This is a genomic window from Enterobacter cloacae complex sp. HYC080_NIDB (genome assembly GCF_056673325.1).
The window spans coordinates 3,329,752-3,347,695 of the sequence record NZ_CP114212.1 but is presented as its reverse complement, the minus strand read 5'-3'; the positions used below and the strand labels follow the sequence as shown (position 1 = coordinate 3,347,695).

At 48.6% G+C, this 17,944-nt stretch carries 20 protein-coding genes and 3 pseudogenes; 13 read left to right on the top strand and 10 right to left on the bottom strand.

Annotation, left to right across the window (positions count from 1 at the left end; translation table 11 throughout):
- The 6 genes from O1723_RS15995 to O1723_RS15970 all read left to right on the top strand — a co-directional run bounded on the left by O1723_RS15995 (position 1) and on the right by O1723_RS15970 (position 4,034).
- Entirely contained in the window at positions 1-558 is a 558-nt protein-coding gene (locus O1723_RS15995; RefSeq protein WP_023336864.1) for an imm11 family protein, read from the top strand.
- A gap of 161 nt (positions 559-719) precedes the next feature.
- Complete coding sequence (locus tag O1723_RS15990; RefSeq protein WP_023336865.1) at positions 720-1,286, top strand: hypothetical protein; 567 nt, start codon at positions 720-722, stop codon at positions 1,284-1,286.
- A gap of 157 nt (positions 1,287-1,443) precedes the next feature.
- Positions 1,444-1,830 (top strand): hypothetical protein, encoded by a 387-nt coding sequence (locus O1723_RS15985; protein ID WP_014882892.1) that lies wholly within the window; start codon positions 1,444-1,446, stop codon positions 1,828-1,830.
- Between the two features lie 233 nt (positions 1,831-2,063).
- Positions 2,064-3,032: an IS5-like element IS903B family transposase gene (locus O1723_RS15980; RefSeq protein ID WP_000654804.1), complete on the top strand. Its 969-nt coding sequence runs from the start codon at positions 2,064-2,066 to the stop codon at positions 3,030-3,032.
- Positions 3,033-3,339: 307 nt separating this feature from the next.
- On the top strand, positions 3,340-3,648 hold the full coding sequence (locus O1723_RS15975; protein ID WP_248190753.1) for an HNH endonuclease signature motif containing protein: 309 nt from the start codon (positions 3,340-3,342) through the stop codon (positions 3,646-3,648).
- Positions 3,648-4,034: an SMI1/KNR4 family protein gene (locus O1723_RS15970; protein ID WP_014882894.1), complete on the top strand. Its 387-nt coding sequence runs from the start codon at positions 3,648-3,650 to the stop codon at positions 4,032-4,034. Before O1723_RS15975 ends, O1723_RS15970 begins: the two co-directional genes overlap by 1 nt.
- A 486-nt stretch (positions 4,035-4,520) precedes the next feature.
- On the opposite strand, the gene O1723_RS15965 is transcribed toward O1723_RS15970, so the two are convergent.
- From O1723_RS15965 to O1723_RS15950, 4 genes and pseudogenes are all read right to left on the bottom strand, one after another.
- The gene (locus O1723_RS15965; protein WP_014882896.1) at positions 4,521-4,994 is read right to left on the bottom strand and encodes a GNAT family N-acetyltransferase; all 474 of its coding nucleotides are present in this window, start codon (positions 4,992-4,994) and stop codon (positions 4,521-4,523) included.
- A gap of 168 nt (positions 4,995-5,162) precedes the next feature.
- On the bottom strand, positions 5,163-5,753 hold the full coding sequence (locus tag O1723_RS15960) for a hypothetical protein (protein ID WP_014882897.1): 591 nt from the start codon (positions 5,751-5,753) through the stop codon (positions 5,163-5,165).
- Positions 5,754-5,884: 131 nt separating this feature from the next.
- A pseudogene (locus O1723_RS15955) lies at positions 5,885-6,302 on the bottom strand (helix-turn-helix domain-containing protein).
- Positions 6,299-6,608 (bottom strand): annotated as a pseudogene (locus O1723_RS15950) (type II toxin-antitoxin system HigB family toxin). Before O1723_RS15950 ends, O1723_RS15955 begins: the two co-directional pseudogenes overlap by 4 nt.
- A gap of 146 nt (positions 6,609-6,754) precedes the next feature.
- Here O1723_RS15950 and O1723_RS15945 point away from each other — a divergent pair.
- The 3 genes and pseudogenes from O1723_RS15945 (at position 6,755) to O1723_RS15935 (ending at position 10,222) form a co-directional block, all read left to right on the top strand.
- Complete coding sequence (locus tag O1723_RS15945) at positions 6,755-7,543, top strand: phosphotransferase family protein (protein ID WP_032665307.1); 789 nt, start codon at positions 6,755-6,757, stop codon at positions 7,541-7,543.
- Between the two features lie 324 nt (positions 7,544-7,867).
- Positions 7,868-8,181: pseudogene (locus O1723_RS15940) on the top strand (IS110 family transposase); the annotation flags it as partial.
- Between the two features lie 346 nt (positions 8,182-8,527).
- On the top strand, positions 8,528-10,222 hold the full coding sequence (locus tag O1723_RS15935; RefSeq protein ID WP_014882900.1) for a thiamine pyrophosphate-binding protein: 1,695 nt from the start codon (positions 8,528-8,530) through the stop codon (positions 10,220-10,222).
- Here O1723_RS15935 and O1723_RS15930 read toward each other — a convergent pair whose 3' ends face one another.
- From O1723_RS15930 to O1723_RS15905, 6 genes are all read right to left on the bottom strand, one after another.
- Positions 10,223-11,137, bottom strand: a complete 915-nt coding sequence (locus O1723_RS15930) for a LysR family transcriptional regulator (protein ID WP_023338151.1) — start codon at positions 11,135-11,137, stop codon at positions 10,223-10,225.
- A 420-nt stretch (positions 11,138-11,557) separates the two neighbouring features.
- On the bottom strand, positions 11,558-12,343 hold the full coding sequence (locus O1723_RS15925; protein ID WP_014882902.1) for a flavin monoamine oxidase family protein: 786 nt from the start codon (positions 12,341-12,343) through the stop codon (positions 11,558-11,560).
- Positions 12,340-13,023, bottom strand: a complete 684-nt coding sequence (locus O1723_RS15920) for a cupin domain-containing protein (RefSeq protein ID WP_023336871.1) — start codon at positions 13,021-13,023, stop codon at positions 12,340-12,342. Before O1723_RS15920 ends, O1723_RS15925 begins: the two co-directional genes overlap by 4 nt.
- A 39-nt stretch (positions 13,024-13,062) precedes the next feature.
- Positions 13,063-13,407: a carboxymuconolactone decarboxylase family protein gene (locus O1723_RS15915; RefSeq protein WP_007712977.1), complete on the bottom strand. Its 345-nt coding sequence runs from the start codon at positions 13,405-13,407 to the stop codon at positions 13,063-13,065.
- Between the two features lie 33 nt (positions 13,408-13,440).
- Positions 13,441-13,719: a hypothetical protein gene (locus O1723_RS15910; RefSeq protein WP_014882904.1), complete on the bottom strand. Its 279-nt coding sequence runs from the start codon at positions 13,717-13,719 to the stop codon at positions 13,441-13,443.
- 216 nt (positions 13,720-13,935) lie between these two features.
- A complete protein-coding gene (locus O1723_RS15905) occupies positions 13,936-14,850 on the bottom strand; it encodes a LysR substrate-binding domain-containing protein (RefSeq protein WP_014882905.1) in 915 nt (304 codons plus the stop codon).
- A 176-nt stretch (positions 14,851-15,026) separates the two neighbouring features.
- Between O1723_RS15905 and O1723_RS15900 the strand changes: the two genes are divergently transcribed.
- Genes O1723_RS15900 through O1723_RS15885 form a run of 4 tightly spaced genes read left to right on the top strand, consistent with a single transcriptional unit; the run spans position 15,027 to position 17,942 of the window.
- Positions 15,027-15,803, top strand: coding sequence for an SDR family NAD(P)-dependent oxidoreductase (locus O1723_RS15900; protein ID WP_014882906.1), 777 nt, complete (start codon positions 15,027-15,029; stop codon positions 15,801-15,803).
- Positions 15,804-15,848: 45 nt separating this feature from the next.
- The gene (locus O1723_RS15895; protein ID WP_014882907.1) at positions 15,849-16,331 is read left to right on the top strand and encodes an OsmC family protein; all 483 of its coding nucleotides are present in this window, start codon (positions 15,849-15,851) and stop codon (positions 16,329-16,331) included.
- A 37-nt stretch (positions 16,332-16,368) separates the two neighbouring features.
- Positions 16,369-16,887 carry a carboxymuconolactone decarboxylase family protein gene (locus tag O1723_RS15890; protein WP_023336872.1) on the top strand — a complete coding sequence of 173 codons (519 nt, stop codon included), beginning with the start codon at positions 16,369-16,371 and terminating at the stop codon, positions 16,885-16,887.
- A gap of 26 nt (positions 16,888-16,913) precedes the next feature.
- Positions 16,914-17,942, top strand: a complete 1,029-nt coding sequence (locus O1723_RS15885; RefSeq protein ID WP_014882909.1) for an alcohol dehydrogenase catalytic domain-containing protein — start codon at positions 16,914-16,916, stop codon at positions 17,940-17,942.
- The last annotated feature ends 2 nt before the right edge of the window (positions 17,943-17,944 follow it).

Below are 17,944 nucleotides of genomic sequence, written 5' to 3'. Positions count from 1 at the left end.
ATGTATGAACTACGAATTGCTTCTGATTACCCCAATAGTTATTGGTTTGAATACCAGCACCCTGACATATCTGGAAGTGCTTTCTCGCAATGTAAATCAATTGAAATTAACGAGGGGTATTTTTTTAAATTAAAATCTAAGGTGAGTGAGAAGGCACTGCTTGCATATGATTTTTATTATAGTGATGGGCCTATATTCATATCACCCAGACTAGCATCACTAATTTCTTGCCACGATGTTTTTCGGACTGATGTTCAACTTATTGACGCAACTGTATCTATAAATGAAACCCAATATCAAGGGTATAAAATAATTAATATACTAAGAGAGGTTTCATGCATTGATATGGAAGCTTCAGAAAGTCAACCTATATTAAGTTATTTACCTCATGGTCCAAGGAAGTTTAGTAAAATAGTCTTCAAAGAAAATGTTATTGAAGATTTTAGTATGGCAAGATGTAGTGAATATAAATCTTGCATAATTATTTCAAATGAATTTAAAGAGTTCCTTTCTAAGAGTAATGTGAAAGGAATAGATTTTGCAGACCCTATTTATTAATGTGAGTATGATTTAAATTAGCCAAAATGATCCGGGGAAATATTTTCCCGGATTATAATAATTCATTTAAATTAAAGTTCAATGGGATATATTATTTTATCATTAACTACTTGCTTTGCAAAGTATAAAAAATAAACCTCAAAGATTGTGCGTTTGAGACAATGGTGGATGAGATTGAAAAAGCATTTAAACAACTTATTGTCATTTGCAATAAATACTCGCTGTCAGGGAGTTTCAGAACCGTCAATGATCTGGACAATGCCTTCCCGTCCAACTTACCTCGTTCGACAGAGGTGGAATTTTTATATGAAAATTATAATCCTGAAAAATTAAAGATTGAAACAGGCTTCGCGCCAATTAAGCTTCACTCAGTCAGTGAGCTCTTAAAGGCTCAAAATGGTTATGAGTACTTACTAAAAAATTACCTTGTTATTGGTGATGATTTAGGTGGAGGTAAACCTATAATTGCGGTTGTCGATGAAGGGAATACCCCTATTTATGCAAGTTATGATGTAATTGAACCATTTAAAATAGCTTGTAGTCTCTCTGGATTTATATTTTCATTGGCTGAGCTTATTGATTTGGTATATGGTCAATATGATATCTTTGATATAGCAGATGATAATGACGAAGTAAAAGATGATTTTATTGATGAGTTGCGGAAAAGAATTGTGCCTCTTATCGGTAATGAAAGTTTTAATGCGTTTTATAATTATTTTTATGGGTAAATTGTTTTCGTTCAAAAGAGAGTCAGCGATAATATTATTTTTTTTCAAAGGGGTGCTCTCTCTGATTCTTACAGATATTTTATGCAAGAATTAAAATGGTTATGCTGTGTATTTATTTAATTGAATTAATCATCATGAATGAAAGGAGAGGGATTCTATGCAGACTACGCGAGTAATGGGAGAAGGATATGAACCTTACGTTGAGCAATTAGGCGACAAACTGATTTATTCATTACCTGTTGAATCTGGATTTGTCAGCTTTTATTTTGAGTTTGATATTCGTCAGACCGATCTTGACGTCCTGCTGTCCGATCATTACCGGCGGGCCGTCATGGAAGTGACCGCACACACTCTGCTTCAGCACTCGACGTTGAAGGGACACAAACGATTTACTCAGAACGATTTTGATAACCTTATTGCCACTACCCTTCATGCATCGCAAGAGCATCTTAGCGCATTCATTTCTCAGATTAATCGGGAGCACAATATTTCGATTGAACATTATGTGAATGACATAGTGAATAGACGCATAACTAAAGGATGAAAAGACCGATTCCAGATAAAATCAATATTCATCTTAGAATCACGCTGTAACTACAACTCTTTTCAACCTCTTACTTCCCTAAGAGGCCAAATCGATTTCGTGATAACTGGCGAATGCTGCGAGGTACATCATCAGAGCAAAGGATTTTCACGGATTGTGAAACACATCAGCCGTTTCGCTATGCCGGGCTATAAGCTGACGGGCTTTGTTGAATAAATCGAACTTTTGCTGAGTTGAAGGATCAGATCACGCATCTTCCCGACAACGCAGACCGTTCCGTGGCAAAGCAAAAGTTCAAAATCACCAACTGGCCCACCTACAATAAAGCCCTCATCAACCGTGGCTCCATAACTTTCTGGCTGGATGATGAAGCTATTCAGGCCTGGTATGAGTCAGCAACACCTTCTTCACGAGGCAGACCTCAGCGCTATTCTGACCTTGCCATCACGACTGTGCTGGTCATTAAACGCGTATTCAGGCTGACCCTGCGCGCTGCGCAGGGCTTTATTGATTCCATTTTTTCTCTGATGAACGTTCCGCTACGCTGCCCGGATTACAGCTGTGTCAGCAGGCGGGCAAAGTCGGTTAATGTCAGTTTCAAAACGCCCACCCGGGGTGAAATCGCACACCTGGTAATTGATTCCACCGGGCTGAAGGTCTTCGGTGAAGGCGAGTGGAAAGTCAAAAAGCATGGCCAGGAACGCCGCCGTATCTGGCGTAAGCTGCATCTCGCCGTTGACAGTAAAACACATGAAATCATCTGCGCTGACCTGTCGCTGAACAACGTTACGGACTCAGAGGCCTTCCCCGGGTTAATCCGGCAAACCCACCGGAAAATCAGGTCAGCCGCCGCCGATGGCGCTTACGATACCCGGCTATGTCACGATGAACTGCGGCGTAAGAAAATCAGCGCGCTTATCCCTCCCCGAAAAGGTGCGGGTTACTGGCCCGGTGAATATGCAGACCGTAACCGTGCAGTGGCTAATCAGCGAATGACCGGGAGTAATGCGCGGTGGAAATGGACAACAGATTACAACCGTCGCTCGATAGCGGAAACGGCGATGTACCGGGTAAAACAGCTGTTCGGGGGTTCACTGACACTGCGTGACTACGATGGTCAGGTTGCAGAGGCTATGGCCCTGGTACGAGCGCTGAACAAAATGACGAAAGCAGGTATGCCTGAAAGCGTGCGTATTGCCTGAAAACACAACCCGCTACGGGGGAGACTTACCCGAAATCTGATTTATTCAACAAAGCCAAGCTGACGGTGAATCTGGACCGTACTATAACCTGTTTCGCTGCTATGACCTACAGGGCGGTCGGTTTATTGTACAGGATCAGTTTTGGTTGAATGGTGGTTGAAACCTTTATCATTATGCGGCTAATCCGTGGGGATGGATTGAGCTGCTGGGTCTTGCCATCGATCCAATCGCTAAGCTTAGTGAGCGTGGATACAGTACTGTTGATCAAATCCCTACAGGTGGGTTGGATTATTCGGGAAGTAATGACTTGTATAATAAAGCTGGCATTAATCCTGTTGTTTCTATTGAATATACCGGAGATTATTTGCAAGATTTCCATGTTGGAAATATAGAGGCTGGATTGAATCAAAAAACTACGCCAAGTGTTTATGTCTGGCACCATCTTGATGATTATAATCCTGAAACTAACAAAGGGACTATGCAGTTGGTTAAACATAGTGCTCATCAGGGAATTTCGCATACTGGTGGCGTTAGTCAGTACAAGGCTGCCACTGGAAATGCCTATACTCATCCAGCTAGAAAACGTGCCCGCAGAACCGTTGGAGGAAAATGCTAATGTATCTTACTGATTCAGAAAATAAACTGACTGTAGACGAAATAAACGCGTTCAATGCGTACTTTGATCACCATCTTCCCGCATCATTTCTTGATTTTTATCTTAAAAATAATGGTGGGTATCCTCATGATAATGAAGAGGGTAATCCTTTTATGCTTGGCGGTTTTAACCCTATAAAATATGGTGACCTGCCAATTGAGCAACTCTATCATGATCTTATCGAGTCGTTTGGCGAGTTAAAGAATATGGTTCCTTTTGCTTATGATGACGGTGGGAACACTTTTCTATTATCTCTCAAATCTGATGATTCATTAGGGAAGGTGTTTATTTTTCTGATGGATGATAAAGAGGTTGAGTTGGTCGCTGATTCGTTCTCGGAATTTTAGAAGAATTATTTGCATGAAAGTAAAGAGGCTGTTTCTAAAATTATCGGTGGTGAGGTTGTCTTTTTGAAAGCTCAAAGTCAGAGTCTGGCTTAAATATTTAAGTTCAGTCATTAATTTCAGAGTTTCTAGATTTATAACCCGGATTATGCCGGCTTTATTAATAGGGTGTGGTAACTATTAAATTTTCATATCCGATAACAGCTTTGCCTCAAAGAACTGATGCATAACCTAATATTATTTATGGTTATGCAGAGCCGTTTCGTGCAGAGGGCACAATTGTTGAGCCAACTTCAACGGCGAACAGAATAGCTGCGTCACTTTTTTACTTAACACCTGGTTGAATTCCATCCTAATCAATTCCCCACAAATGTCCCTACCGGCACTCCAAAACGCTTCGCCAGCTCGCGCATATGCTCCAGCGTTAATGTCGGGGTCGTGCTCGACAGTGGGCATTACCTCGACGGAATTCTTTTTAATAAGCGCCGATTAAATAGCGCGCTTCATCATCACGTAATCGCCAAAGATAACATCTGGCTCCCAGCCATCGTTTTTATAAAACGCAAGGGCAGGCACATTTTTTTGATAAACACCCAGCTTCAGCGTTTTAATATTTAACGCATTGGCTGCCTGATAAAGTTGCGCCATTATACGTTTAGCCAGGTGTTGTCGCCGATATGACGGAGCAATAGCAATCGTTAACTCAGGACCCGAAATCCCAGGTTTGTCCCCTTCGGGGAAATTCCTGAGCCAGGCAGCCCCTGCTGGAGTTCCATCTGTGGATTCCGCAATAATACCCACCTCGCCCGCTTCAGGGAAATTTTCTATATATGCATATGAATGGGGAAAATTTTCAATATTATCTATATCAAATGTTTGTTCAGAGGCTATCGTTGCCTCATAAAGCATCTGCACCATAAAAGGGCGATCTTCTGCTGTAATTAATCTAAATCTAAAATCCATTATCAGTATCTTCCATAACGTATTGTACACAATTGGCTTAAGGCGCAAACGATACATGCCATCTGTGATGAGCTCAACGTATAAGAAGGTTATTTACAATCAGCTGGCGGTTTGAGACCAAATGGCATTAGCGTTGCTGATTAACGCTGTAACGTTTTCGTTAGCATCTCACTCCAGCCCTTCAATATTCGACTTAAGTGCCTTCAGCGTTCTTTTACGGATCCAGCCGCTGCCTGCCCGAATGACCAGCCAGTAAGCTGTCATTTTTAGCTGAGTGCTTCTGTCGGGACAATAAACAAAGGTTTCCGTGGAGAGCTCATGTTGGCCTGGTGCGCGTTCCGTTACCTGATAGCGCAGCAGCAGCTTTGCTTTACCCGCAGCGACTGGCGTCTGAAAAGCGCTGGCATCTGGCATGTTTTCAAGGTTGAAATCTGTACGCCAGAATTGTCCTCTTAACCCGTAACAGATCTCTGACGCTGATTGGGTCAAAAGGGTAAAACTGTGCAACCCAAAGTTACTCATCGACCCGGCCTGTTTATTCCGTAATAATTTTTTCGGTATTTGCCGCAAAGACATTAACCGCCGAATCACGGCATCCTGACGAATGTCAAAGTTTGCAATCAACGGCAGAATATTTTCAGGGTGGGAAGTGTGGATGACCATTTGGTGTTTTTCATGAAACTGGAACTGGGGGAGAAAAGCGGGAACATCCTGCCAGTTAGCAAGCGCTTTGCGGGTAACGAATCCTGGGTTCAGCATCTCTTATCCTTGTCACTCCTTGAGTTCAGCCAGAGTAACAGATGGTGTGCCGCAGACAATTACCAGGAAAAGGGAGTGGGGAAGCGTTAGGATGTCTTCATTAATTCCCTGTCACCTTAACCTGCTTTCGATCAATTCCCCACAAACGCGCTCACTGGCAATCCAAAACGCTTCGCCAGCGCGCGCATATGATCCACCGTTAACGTGCGCTGTCCGTTGAGGATCCGACTCACCAGAGACTTCTTGCCAATCTCGTTCTCAAAGTCGCTCTGAGTGAGTTGGTAATGATCCATCAGCGTTCTCAGCAGCGCAACACCTGACGGAATGCTGGCAGCGCGCGCGTTAAATTCTGCAAACTCCGGGGACTCGTTTTCGTACTTATCGATTTTGGCTGTGCAATTCTACCAGCGGGCTATCGGGGTCATGCTCAATCAGATACTCCACAAGTGTCAGCGCATCCTCATAATCTTGTCGTGACGGGCTTGATCCCAGGAAAGGGAGCTCGTTTGTCAGATCATTTGCCGCTTTGATGGCTGCTGCATAATTCATTCTTTCGTTCTGCGGTAGAGGTCCGTGAGCTTGTCACACTCTGCGTGTGTGCTGATGTGTTTGATGACGATCTTTCCCCGCTCAAAATCAGCAAAAACATTATCCGTAAAGGCCAGCCACTTATATCGATGACCTGCCAGTTTTCCCGATACTTTATCCTGTCCAGGTTGGAGAAGCGCTTTCGCATATAGTCTGGTGTCGGTAGTGCTCCATTTTTAGTACCCGATAAAGATCGTTTGCGGCGACTGCTTGATTTGGAAATTGTCTGGTGGCCAGAGTACAAACACTGAATGAGGTGACTGTGATAGATATGTCCGCTTTGTGCCAGGAGCGGACGTTGCCATACGCGCAAATTAGGAATGGTGCTTTATAACTTCATCCGCACCACTACCTATTTGCATTACACTTAATAAACAAGAACAACCAATCCGCTAATTTTGGAGGGATAGTGCATGTCTGCCATGGATTTATCCAAAATGGGCACTGCCAGAGTGGCTCTGAATACCAGTGATTGTGATCATATAGTTATAGAGAAGTGGCCTGTCAGCGAAGTTGAGTGGGCCTTTTATAAATACGTGGCAACAGAGCTTAATCAGGCAGTGGTTGCAACTCCTAAGCTCTTGTCTGCTGATGCAGCCTTACGCCAATTAAGTATGGAGTATATTCCTTACTCGGTTGAACAAGCCAATGTGGCAAATGATTATGCCATAGCTATGCTGGGCCGCCTGCATCGTTATCCTGCGCATTCTGAATGGCTTTATCACACTCATACATGGACAGAAAAAGCGTTAGAAAACTCTCTCGTGCTTTTGGCGTTACCAGAAAAAAGTGCACAGCAGCTACGACGATTTCAGCAATGTAGTAATGAGTTATTTGGCTACCAAAGCCTGGTTTCAGGCGACAGCAACGCAGGCAACTGGGGAATGAGAGAAAACGGTGATTTAGTTCTTTTTGACTGGGAAAGATTTGGCAAAGGGAGTCCTGCTATCGACCTAGCTCCCCTTATAAAGGGAATGGGGAAAAAACAAATGTTTATGGCCCTTTCAGAACGCTATTGCGAGCTATCCTCCCACAAAAATATCATAGATCTGGCCAGAGAAATTGCTATAGCCAAAGCCTGGATTGTCACGGAAGTGATTACCCTACTTCAAAAGCGGCAAAAGGCTGCATTTCCCATTTATCTAAACTGGTATAGAGAGCATCTTCCAGACTGGTTAGACAACGTCAAAAAAATGTTATGAAGAATGAATTTAAAAAAATGCACTTTACCGGAATGTCCTATCCTCGCTCACAGCAGACCTTTGGCCCAGTGAGCTTGTCCGCTTTGTGCCAGATATAGTCATTCACACCCTGAGATTTACACTATTAAGTGATTCAGGGTATGCGCGTATTGGTTAGGAATATTGTGCCAGAATCATGTGATTTGATGATTGCCGCTTTGCTTTCGAGCCAGTAAGTGCTCCACGTTCGCTAACGAATACTCAGGGCATGCAGAAAAACTGCTGACTATATTTTTTTCGAAGAGCGTGGAATGCATACCAATCCCCGATAAAAAGGAGTTGGTGATGACTGCGAAAGATCAGTTTGCTGCTCATGTTGGTTTGGACTGGGCGGATAAAAAACAATATACCTGCGTTCAGTTTAAAAACGGTGATCGCATATTTCATATGATTGAACATACGCCTGAGACACTTGATATCTGGCTCAATGAGTTACACCAGAGAGCGAAAGGCAGGATTGCTATTGCCGTTGAGCTGAAGAAAGGCCCGGTGGTGTATGCACTCCAGAAGTACCCATTTGTCACTGTTTTCCAGTACACGCTTTGTCACTGGCCCGCTACCGACATGCTTTCTGGCCCAGTGGTGCGAAAAATGATCCGCCGGCATTGGCTTATAACAAACCAAGACCAAACCAGCGACAAAGCCAATTCTTGAGTTTTAAAAACAAGAACTATACACATTCCTATACATATTAGATCTCTGTTAGGGCAATTTCTGGCCCCGCTTGCCATCTGCTAACTCATCTATCTACCGTATCTTTCAGTTCACAGGGCAAGCGGGAAAATAACGCTGGTTGTGCCTAGTGAGTACCAGTAACAGCAACCATACCTTTTTTGGTATAAGCCACTACTTTTATAGCATTTGATACGGAAGTCAGCCTGTCATTAACATTGCTCCACACGACAAAAGGGTTAATGAACTAACTGAATGAACAGGTGAATTAAAATGTCCAATACATTAACAAAAGTACAGGATGCAAACGCTCGCCGTGGTGGTGATGTACTATTAGAAGTTCTTGAAAGTGAAGGAGTTGAATACATTTTCGGCAACCCGGGCACCACGGAATTACCGTTAATGGATGCACTTTTACGCCGCCCTAAAGTGTCCTATATTCTGGCTCTCCAGGAGGCTAGTGCCGTAGCAATGGCTGACGGTTATGCCCAGGCATCCGGCAAGCCTGGTTTCCTCAACCTCCACACGGCGGGCGGCTTGGGTCACGGCATGGGCGCTTTACTTAATGCGGCCTGCTCTCAAACTCCTTTAGTGGTCACGGCTGGCCAGCAGGATACGCGGCACTTTATGACCGATCCCCTGCTGCTTGGCGATCTGTGTAATATCGCAAAACCTGCCGTTAAATGGGCGCGTGAAGTGACCAGCGCGGATCAGCTTCCCGTGTTGCTGCGTCGTGCATTTCATGATGCCGACGCCGCCCCGAAAGGCGCGGCCTTCCTGTCGCTGCCAATGGATGTAATGGAGGAATTGAGCACTGTTAACATCGGCTCTCCGTCTAATATCGAACATAAATCTGTTGCGAGTTCTCTGCCTCTGCTAGCTGAAAAACTCGCGGCGTTTGCCCCTGGTAAAGTGGCAATCATTGCAGGCGACGAGATCAGCCAGTCCCAGGCGGCTAAACAGGTTGTCGATCTAGCTGAAATGCTCGCGGCTGACGTGTACGGCTCAACGTGGCCTAGCCGTATTCCATACCCTACCGCCCATCCACTATGGCGTGGGAACCTCACGACGAAAGCAACGGAACTTAATAAGGCGCTCTCCGGATATGATGCGATCTTTGCGCTGGGTGGAAAATCCCTTATCACTATCCTGTATTCAGAAGGTGACGCGGTGCCAGCATCCTGTCAGGTGTTCCAACTATCCGCCGATTCTGGCGATCTGGGGCGCACTTACGTTAGTGAATTGTCTGTTGTGGGTGATATTGCGCTTTCTCTCGATGCGCTGTTACCTCACCTGCACAAAACCACCGCGGATCGTCGCTCTGATTACCTGCGCCGTTTTGATGAGGCCAAGGCAAAATTTAACGCTGACAAAGCGAATCATGAGGAGCTGGTTAACGAACAATACAACGCAGCTGTAATCACTCCGGTAGTGGCTGCGTTCGAGGCTGCGCGTGCAATCGGGCCAGATGTGGCGATCGTGGATGAAGCTATTTCGACGTCGGGGGGCTTACGTAAAGCACTGAACAGTCCTAAAGCCGATCAATATGCTTTCATGCGTGGCGGCGGTCTGGGCTGGGGCATGCCTGCAGCGGTTGGTTACTCCCTGGGATTAGGTAAAGCTCCGGTGGTGTGTTTTGTCGGCGATGGGGCTGCCATGTACTCCCCACAGGCGCTGTGGACAGCTGCGCATGAGAAATTACCCGTCACGTTTATCGTGATGAATAATACTGAATATAACGTTCTTAAAAACTTCATGCGCTCGCAGGATGAATACACTTCAGCCCAGACAGATCGGTTCATCGCTATGGATTTAATCGCACCTGCCATTAATTACCAGGCTCTGGGCGCTTCGATGGGGCTGGAAACCTGCAAAATTCATCGCGCCTGTGATATAGCTCCTGCAGTCGAAGCCGCGATTGCCAGCGGCAAGCCCGGGTTGATTGAAATCATGATCAGCAAAGGTTAATTACTCTCCAGCCTGTGCTGTGTTCAGTTCGTCACGGATTTCGCGGCACAGGCTTAAAAACCGCTTTAGGCTCGGGTTTTTGTTTCTCGCATTCCACATTAAAACATTCTGTACCGTATTTGCTCCTGCGAGTTCTTTGTAAACCACTCCTCGTATTTGCGCATGCTGCATACTTGCCGGAATAAGCGCTACCCCAAATCCGTTAGCCACGAAATTAACGATCGTCTGCTGGCTTGATACCTCTAATCCGATATGAGGGCTAAAACCCGCTTTCTGACACTGGCTTAGAATAGTGTCGTACAGCATGGGTGCCATAGCTCGAGGCACGGTAATAAACTGATCGTCCCCCAAGCAAGCCAGGTTTAACGCTTCGTTATCAGCGAAATGGTGGTTGGCCGGTAAAGCTGCTATTAATGGCTCCTGCAAAATCACAAGAGAATTAATATCTGACGTGGTGGGCTCTCCAAATGAGATTGCCGCATCAATGCTCCCATCCTGTAAGGCGCTAATTAAGTCCGTTGGCACCAGCTCTTTAAATAGCAACTTAACGTCGGGGTAACTGGCTTTGTGTCGCATGGCGACCTGCGGTACCACGCTGTAGGACGCGTACATAGTCGCCGCAAGCTTCAAAAATCCCTGTTGTCCATCCGCTACTGCTCGCACGTTATTACAGGCCTGTTGCATAAGGGCCAAGATTGCGTGAGCGTCTGTTAAAAATTGTTCACCGGCAATTGTCAGCCTCACGCCTTTCGCATCCCGGGTAAAAAGTTTCGCCCCTACGTTGCTTTCAAGCTGTGCGATCTGCCTGCTCAAGGGAGGCTGTGAAATGCTCAGCCTCTCCGCCGCACGACCAATGTTCCCCACTTCTGCCACAGTACAAAAGCTTATTAATTGATTAAAAGTCGGTTTCATCATGTAGTTTTCTTAAATGAAAATCATCCTCTCATGGTAAATCATTAATTTCTTATGTGAAGATGACTCATCTACCCTGTCTTCCTCAATTTTCTATATAAGCAGAAAAGTACCGTTCTTCTTGGGATAACGGGATAACCTCAAAATAAAACAATATTATCAATTACTTATAAAACTGAGTTTATCCCAGTTATCCTAAAAAAAGGCAGTTTATCCCAAGCTTTTTAACGCGCCGCTCACTTTTTTGAATATTAATTAAGCAGCGCAGTTGTAATCTGATGCTGTTTTGGTGCGTTAGTAGTTGCCGCCTCGCAGATCGTCAGGAAACGGCCGTAGCGGCGATCTGGCGGCGTAAAAAATCCCTGTAGCCTTCATATACCTTATGTTCGGCATTGTGCAGCTTATAGTGCGCTTTTTGCCTGGCTAACTTGATGGCGCGTTCTTCCATAGATGCGCTCTTAACGGCCGGCGCTGTTTCTCGCTCTTTCTAAACGTTGAACGTACCATTGGCCCCACGCGGCTTCCTGCATTCCCTGAAAGCTGCCGCTCATGCAATATGTCTGTTTTATATACAGCGACATATTTTGCATGGGGAGCCATCCATGTCGGGATTTTCCGCCAGTTTGACAGTACCTGTTCCGGCATCGCCGGTCTGAAATCTATTTTAGCTGCCAGGGCAGGAGGCAAAGCGAGGAAGACATGCTCACCGGAAAATACGGCTTTTTTACTGCCTTCGGACCGGGTATGGATCTGCACTTCCTTGCCAGCCCGGGAAACCGCCACCACCTGATGGCCGATTTTAATCTTCTCAGCCGGGATCTGACTTTTAAGTGCCGCCGTCAGCGCCTGCATTCCTCCCTTAAGCCTGAAAGACGCCGGGGAGCTCTCCCATGCCGGGTAGCGTTCGGGGGGCGAATCCAGCTGGCGTTCGTAGAGCATGTCACCCGGACGGCCGTGCGACATTACCGGAAGATTAAGCCGCTCGATCAGTTGCGCGAAGTCCGGTTGAATATCAGGCCAGAACCACGCTGCTCCCATATCTACATGAATGCCAGCGGAGGTGCCCGCCAGTTCCAGGCCAGACAGCACGCGCCCGCCCGTTCTGTCACGAGCCTCAAGGATCACATAATCAACACCCGCTTTTTCAAGCAGCGTGGCGGCATAAAGGCCGCTTATGCCCGCACCAATGATAACAGCGCTCTGCTTCATAATGTCGCTCCGGTCAGGGTTGTCGGGCTGAGATGTCCCGTTTTCAGATAAAAAAGTGCGCCAGAGGCGGTGGCTATCAGAGCTGGCATATCACCCGGTGGAAACCGCAGCCAGCTTCCTGCCCCATAGCAACCTTCCGGCGCATGGAGTTCCCCCTGCAGAAGAAGGATCTCTGCTCCGCCAACAAGCGGTGCACAGAAGATCCGCTCGCCCGGAGCAAGCTTCTGAAGCTGAACGGTTTCTGAAGCACCGGAGAATAAAGGGCAGACTTGTCTTTGCGGCTGACCGTGCCAGTTAGCTGCCTCCTGCGTATTTATCCTGACCGGCTGGCGCTCATCGGCAGACATCTGGCGCAGCTTGACGAAAATGGTTGTACCGTCGCGACTTGAGGGCTGGTGAGAAGAACCGTCCGGGCTGCGCAGATACCAGCCGGCAGGATAGTCGACCCCGTTTTCGGTAAAAATACCGTCGAGCACCAGAATCTCTTCTCCGCCGGGATGGCTGTGTGCGGGAAATTTGGATCCGGGCGCATACCTGACAAGGCTGGTTGCGCGGGCCTGCTCGAGACCAATCCGGTCAAGCATCAAGCGTTCAACGCCGGGCTGGGGAGAAGGTATCCACTGATAATCATCCGGGGTGACGATCGCACGCTGCGAAAAATCAGAATTCAGTAACATCATAGTCAGTGATTAGACGGCCCACAGGGGGCCGTCTAAGGCCTATTTGTTCGGCAGATTATCGTACACATCCAGAGCACGCGCGGTGTACGTCAACGCTGCGCCGGTATTCAGGTTAATGGCAACGGCCAGCGCTTCGGCGATCTCTTCGCGCGTGGCACCGTGCTTGACCGCAGCGTCCACGTGTACGGCCAGGCAACCGTCGCAGCGGGTGGTGACGGCCACCGCCAGGGCAATCAGTTCATGGGTTTTGGGATCGAGGTGCTTGTTTTCTGACGCCCCCTTATCCATTTGCTGAAAGCCTTTCATAAACTCTGGCTGCAGTTTGGCAAATTTGCCGATGGTGGCAAGCAGGCCACTGCGATATTCATTCCAGTTTAAGAACATTGAAAACTCCGGTTGTTGTTTGTTTCAGAAAAGTCATTCCATGACGTCGAAAATACGTACGTCAGGTGCGCTGTTTAAATAGGGTTTTAATCCTGCAACGACATCCTGCGTGAACAGCGGACTGTCAAGGTATGCCTGCGCTACAGTCGTAAAGCCGTGCAGCACCTGGACATCCTCATCACGGACAAGCAGCTCTTTAGAGGTGGCACCCTCGATGGTGGTCAGAAACGGGGTTTTGTATTTCTGGTATACCCCCGCGGCTGCCGCACGGTTTTCATTACTGATATCCAGGGGGATTTGCAGATAAGCCATCGTTCTCTCCTTCGCTCAGGGTTGAGGTAACACGCCCGTTTAAAAACCCGGCCTGTATTACCTTTCGTTGAGGGCGATTATCAGAAAGCCAGACAGCTTCAACAAATCAGATAATCTTGCGGAGCAGAGAAGAAATTCTATGTCGTGGTTTGGCAGGGAATAAGCATTACGCGCCCAGCGTGATTGCAGGAGCAGCGTAATGCCTGAGTGGGCAGTTTATGAAGGATCCGAGACGACATCCTGAAGAAGCCAGTCGTGGAAAACTTTCACTTCATCACGCATGACTTTTTGCTGCGGGGTCACCACATAATAAGACCACTTTAGCGGCCACCGATGGTCAGGATGCAGCTGAACCAGCTGTCCGGTTTCGATAAGTTTTTTCACCAGAGCGTATCGCACGATGGCCACGCCCCTGCCGCTCAGGGCCGACAGGATCACAGCTGAGGTGGAGTTAATATGCAGCCCGCTTTCCAGCGCTTCGGGGGCACCGACCTCCATCAGGACATCATTCCATGACGGAAAATCAGCCCCCGGGTGGGGCGTGTCATCATGAATGAGTTTTTGTGTGGCGAGCCATTCACTGCAGGCCATTTTCCCGGACGGCACCAGGTGTGGACTGCAGATCAGTACCGCTTCCTCATCCATCAGCCAGGTTTTATTCACGCCTGGCCAGTCGCCCTGGCCGCAGCGAATACCGATATCCGCCTCGCCGTGCGACACGTCCATCAGTTTTTCCGTCACGTTAAGCCGCAAATCGATATTCTCATGGGATTCCGCAAACCGGTTCAGACGGTCCATCAGCCAGTTCATCATCAGTACCTGCGAAGCCGTCACCACCACCACCGAGCGCGACCGGCGACCACGAAGCTTGTTTAATCCGGTTTCCAGTTTGTCGAGCCCCTGCGTGATGTCCTGGAGTGCCTCCTGCGCTTCGTCAACCAGCGTCAGCCGCTCTTTTCCTGAGCGGGTGCGGTGAAGAAGCGGGTGCCCGACCCAGTCTTCCAGCGAGCGCACCAGCTGGCCTACTGCGGCGGGCGTAACGCCCAGTTCCTGAGCCGCGCCGGTAAAGCTGCCATGCCTGGCGGTGGCTTCAAAAGCGTGCAGCCATTTAAGTCGGTTTAGCGATCGCATTGTGGTCATCCTGATTCATAATTTTCCTCAGTATACGCCAGCGAGAAAGATTTTCTTTCCTGAGTCGCAATTTCTTCTCAGTCGTCAATCAGGGGCCCGGGTGGCATTCTGATTTCACACGATGAGGAGCGCGGCTTTTCATCAATGACAACCATATGAATTCAAAGAGGTTAGCGATGAACGCATCTTTTGCCGGTAAAAAACTGTTAGTGGTCGGTGGTACAAGCGGTATGGGCTTCGAAACGGCGAAGCTGGTTCTGAAAAACGGTGGCAGCGTTGTGCTGGTTGGCAATCGCCAGGACAAAGCCGAGCAGGCCCGCCAGGCGCTGGCTGCTGATGGTCAGGTTTCTATCATCGTTGCCGACCTGATGAAAGAAGAAGGTATGCAGCACGTGGTGAACACCATTAACGCCGAACACAAAGATATCAGCCTGCTGGTCAATGCGGCTGGCGTATTTTTCCCGAAACCGTTCACCGAGCATGAAGCGTCAGACTATGACATGTATATGAGCATTAACCGCGCGACATTCTTTATTACCCGTGACGTGGTGCGCAATATGATCGAGGCCGGCATTAAAGGCTCCATCGTTAATATCGGCTCCATGTGGGCACAGCAGGCCATCGGCGCCACGCCGTCTTCAGCTTACTCAATGGCGAAAGCGGGTCTGCACGCGCTGACCAAAAACCTGGCCATTGAGCTGGGTGAAAAAGGGATCCGCGTGAATGCGGTGTCTCCGGCCGTTGTTCACACGCCGATTTACGAAGGCTTCATTCCGAAAGACGACGTGAAGGACGTGATGAACAGCTTTGACAGCTTCCACCCGATCGGCCGCGTGGGTACCCCGGTCGATATCGCGGAAACCGTTGCTTTCCTGCTTTCTGACAAGACAGGCTGGGTCACCGGCGCTATCTGGGATATTGATGGCGGTGTGATGGCTGGCCGTAACGCCTGATAACCATGCCGCACGCGCTCACCCGCGTGCAGCACTGGAGTAATTATGCAAATCCAGACTGCGCATTATGACCTTGTCACCTCGTGGCAGGGGGGCATGGCCAGCCGGACGCTCTGCCAGTCCTTTTCCGCAGACAACGCTCCGTCTGCCCTGCAAAGTCATGTTATCGATTCCGATGAACCGGTTTCGCTGGGTGGAGAAGGGCTGGCTCCTGACCCCCAGGAGCTGATGCTCGCTGCGTTTAACGCCTGCATAATGGCCGCCTTTATTCTCGAAGCCAGGGCTGAAGGTCTCGCCCTTACGCATCTTGAAATTCACACTGACGGGCACCTTCCGAAGGGTATACCTGCCTCCGGTGACAGACCTGCAGAGGATGCCTCCGGCAGGCTTGTGTATGTCATCCACGTAAGCGGTAGCGGCACGGTGCATCAGTTTGAAGGGGTCCATCAGCGGGTGATTGACTCCTCCCTGAACCGGTGGTTACTGGCCCAGAATATGCTGATCGAAGGTGACTTAATACTGAGCTGACGCGGCTGGATTGTTTTGTTCAACAGGAAAAAATGATATGACCACACCAAGAGTAACCCCCTGGCAGGATGAAGAGCCCGTTGACGCCAATCTTCTCAACGCGATAAAGGCCCGTCGGCCCGGCGGAAAACTGATAGCTATTGACCGGGTATTACTGAAGAGTGCCCCCATGGCCACGGGCTGGAACGAACTGATGGTACGGGTACGTCAGGAATTTTCGTTCAGCCTTGAATATCGGGAACTGATCATGCTGCGTGTTGCCTGGCTGAATAAAGCAGAATTTGAATGGAACGTGCATTACCCTGCCTATCTGGATGCAGGCGGAACGGCTGAAAAAGCAGAAGCCCTGCGGTTATCCTCCGTGCCACACATCTTTAATGACACCGAAACGTTGCTGATACATCTTGCGGACCAGTCCACACGGAACGTCGTGGTTGAGGAGAACATCATCGGGGCGCTGAAAAGCCTGTTAGGTGAAAAAGAGACCGTGGAAGCGGTTGCCACTGTCGCCGCCTATAACATGGTATCCCGTTTTCTCGTCGCCCTTGCCATCTGATATCCCTAATTTTTCCGGTGCAATATATGAATAAAAAATATCACGCTATGCAGATCGTTGCCCCCGGGGTGCTGGAAATGACAGAGCGGCCGGTACCCGCTCCAGGCCCGGATGAGGTGCTCATCAGAATTGAAGCATGCGGCGTATGCGGTGCCGATCTCCGGGACGCGGAAAAAGCGCCGCAGGCGGGCCAGCCCGGCCGTATACCGGGACATGAAATTGTCGGATTTATTGCCCGGAAGGGGAACAGGGTACCCGATATCTGGCAAACCGGTCAGCGGGTTGGCATCGGGCGTCTGGGGGGATACTGTCAGCACTGCAAACCCTGTCGCAGCGGGCTTTTTCACCTCTGTGAAAACCAGCTTACGCCAGGACTCAGCTGCGATGGCGGCTACGCAGAGTACGTTGTCATGCGGCATACCGCGCTGATAGCCATCCCCTCCGCGCTCTCTTCCGTACATGCAGCGCCGATCCTTTGCGCCGGTACCGCAACCTTCAACGCACTGCGTAATTCTGGCGCCAGAGCGGGTGACAGAGTGGCGGTTCTCGGAATGGGTGGCCTTGGCCACATGGCCGTTCAGTACGCCCGTAAAATGGGCTTTGAGGTGACCGTAATTGCGCGGGGTAATGAAAAAGAACGAGCGGCCATTGAGCTGGGTGCGCATCACTACATCGATACACTTAAGGAAAGCGCATCAGAACGTCTGAAAAATGACGGCGGTGTGGATTTTATTGTGGCAACGGCACCGGCTTCAGAAACGGTATCAGCCCTTCTGTCCGCCCTCGCTCCCCGGGGAAAAGGGATCCTGCTGGGTACCGGACAAACGCCGGTGCAGGTCGCGCCGGGTATGATGATCGGCGCTGAACGCACCCTGACAGGATCCTTCGTCAGCACACCGGCGCAAACCGAGCGCGCACTACAGTTCAGCCACCTCTTTCAGACGTTGCCTGTCACTGAACTGCTGCCATTTGAAAGGGCAAATGAGGCGCTCAGCAGAGTGAAGCAGGGTCTGGCGCGATACCGGATAGTGCTCACCATGAATCAGGATAATTAATC

What these genes read in the sequence shown, in the direction of transcription:
- O1723_RS15995 (WP_023336864.1), top strand. Translation starts at nt 1, where the DNA reads ATGTATGAACTACGAATTGCTTCTGATTACCCCAATAGTTATTGGTTT.
- O1723_RS15990 (WP_023336865.1), top strand. Translation starts at nt 720, where the DNA reads ATGGTGGATGAGATTGAAAAAGCATTTAAACAACTTATTGTCATTTGC.
- O1723_RS15985 (WP_014882892.1), top strand. Translation starts at nt 1,444, where the DNA reads ATGCAGACTACGCGAGTAATGGGAGAAGGATATGAACCTTACGTTGAG.
- O1723_RS15970 (WP_014882894.1), top strand. Translation starts at nt 3,648, where the DNA reads ATGTATCTTACTGATTCAGAAAATAAACTGACTGTAGACGAAATAAAC.
- O1723_RS15965 (WP_014882896.1), bottom strand. Translation starts at nt 4,994, where the DNA reads ATGGATTTTAGATTTAGATTAATTACAGCAGAAGATCGCCCTTTTATG.
- O1723_RS15960 (WP_014882897.1), bottom strand. Translation starts at nt 5,753, where the DNA reads ATGCTGAACCCAGGATTCGTTACCCGCAAAGCGCTTGCTAACTGGCAG.
- O1723_RS15945 (WP_032665307.1), top strand. Translation starts at nt 6,755, where the DNA reads ATGTCTGCCATGGATTTATCCAAAATGGGCACTGCCAGAGTGGCTCTG.
- O1723_RS15935 (WP_014882900.1), top strand. Translation starts at nt 8,528, where the DNA reads ATGTCCAATACATTAACAAAAGTACAGGATGCAAACGCTCGCCGTGGT.
- O1723_RS15930 (WP_023338151.1), bottom strand. Translation starts at nt 11,137, where the DNA reads ATGATGAAACCGACTTTTAATCAATTAATAAGCTTTTGTACTGTGGCA.
- O1723_RS15925 (WP_014882902.1), bottom strand. Translation starts at nt 12,343, where the DNA reads ATGAAGCAGAGCGCTGTTATCATTGGTGCGGGCATAAGCGGCCTTTAT.
- O1723_RS15920 (WP_023336871.1), bottom strand. Translation starts at nt 13,023, where the DNA reads ATGATGTTACTGAATTCTGATTTTTCGCAGCGTGCGATCGTCACCCCG.
- O1723_RS15915 (WP_007712977.1), bottom strand. Translation starts at nt 13,407, where the DNA reads ATGTTCTTAAACTGGAATGAATATCGCAGTGGCCTGCTTGCCACCATC.
- O1723_RS15910 (WP_014882904.1), bottom strand. Translation starts at nt 13,719, where the DNA reads ATGGCTTATCTGCAAATCCCCCTGGATATCAGTAATGAAAACCGTGCG.
- O1723_RS15905 (WP_014882905.1), bottom strand. Translation starts at nt 14,850, where the DNA reads ATGCGATCGCTAAACCGACTTAAATGGCTGCACGCTTTTGAAGCCACC.
- O1723_RS15900 (WP_014882906.1), top strand. Translation starts at nt 15,027, where the DNA reads ATGAACGCATCTTTTGCCGGTAAAAAACTGTTAGTGGTCGGTGGTACA.
- O1723_RS15895 (WP_014882907.1), top strand. Translation starts at nt 15,849, where the DNA reads ATGCAAATCCAGACTGCGCATTATGACCTTGTCACCTCGTGGCAGGGG.
- O1723_RS15890 (WP_023336872.1), top strand. Translation starts at nt 16,369, where the DNA reads ATGACCACACCAAGAGTAACCCCCTGGCAGGATGAAGAGCCCGTTGAC.
- O1723_RS15885 (WP_014882909.1), top strand. Translation starts at nt 16,914, where the DNA reads ATGAATAAAAAATATCACGCTATGCAGATCGTTGCCCCCGGGGTGCTG.